General features: G+C 43.9%; 1 protein-coding gene. It reads right to left on the reverse strand.

The annotated features are described in order from the left end of the window. Positions 1-20: 20 nt before the first annotated feature. Positions 21-869, reverse strand: coding sequence for a translation elongation factor Ts (gene tsf, locus A3766_RS25290; RefSeq protein ID WP_068508228.1), 849 nt, complete (start codon positions 867-869; stop codon positions 21-23). Positions 870-1,192: the final 323 nt, after the last annotated feature.

Genomic DNA, 1,192 nt, shown 5'->3' on the forward strand with positions numbered 1-1,192 from the left:
ACCCATGTAAACAGACTAAATTAGCCTTTAAGCTGAGCCGCAACCTCTGCAGCGAAGTCAGCCTCTTCAACCTCAATACCTTCACCTACTTCGATACGGACAAAAGAAACAACTTCTGCACCGCCATCTTTAGCCAACTGGCCAACTGTAACTTCAGGATTCTTAACGAAAGGCTGCTCAACCAAGCTGTTTTCCTTAAGGAATTTCTTAATACGACCACCCATCATTTTCTCGACGATCGCATCTGGCTTACCTTCCATATCAGGCTGAGCCTTAATGATATCCTTCTCTTTATTCAACTCTTCTTCAGGCATATCTTCAGGGTTAAGAACACGAGGATTAACCGCTGTTGCATGCATAGCGATATCTCTTGCCAACTCAGGCGTACCACCTTTAAGCGCAACAATCGAAGCAATTCGATTGTTAGAGTGAACATAAGCACCCACAACTTCACCTTCAGACTTAACAGCACGACGAGGAGAAATGTTCTCACCAATTTTCTGAACCAAAGCTTCACGCTCTGAATCAAGAAGACCAGCAACATCAGTAGAACCTGCTTCAAATGCAGCGCCTGCTACGTTATTTGCAAACGCAAGGAAACCTTCGTTCTTAGCAGCAAAGTCAGTCTCAGAGTTAATTTCAACTAACATTGCAGAAGCGTTGTCAGCAGATACTTTAGCCACAACCACACCTTCAGCAGCTGTACGGCCAGCTTTCTTAGCTGCCTTCATACCACTTTTCTTACGCAACTCTTCAATTGCCTTTTCGATATCACCGTCTACTTCAGCAAGTGCTTTTTTACACTCAAGCATACCAAGACCTGTACGCTCACGAAGTTCTTTTACCATTGATGCGCTAATAGCGGCCATGTCAATTCCTCTTTACCGTTACAACCCAAGCGGCTGTAAAATTAAAAAATTTGCTTCCATTACCTGGGCCCAAAAGGCGCTAAAATGTTCGCAAGCGGAACACACCTTCAACCAAATAAGAACCGAAGCATTATTAATAACGAATGAAAACAAGGGCCGGAAAACCGACCCTTGAGCACTTTATAAGAAAACGCTTACAGAAAGATTACTCTGCTGCTTTTTCGCCTTCTTCAGATGCCGCTGACTCTTCCGCCACTTCAACGTACTCACCACCTTTTGAAGAACCTTCAAGCACTGCATCAGCAAAAGCTTTTGCATAAATC

Source organism: Oleiphilus sp. HI0132, from assembly GCF_001635845.1.

What these genes read in the sequence shown, in the direction of transcription:
- tsf (WP_068508228.1), bottom strand. Translation starts at nt 869, where the DNA reads ATGGCCGCTATTAGCGCATCAATGGTAAAAGAACTTCGTGAGCGTACA.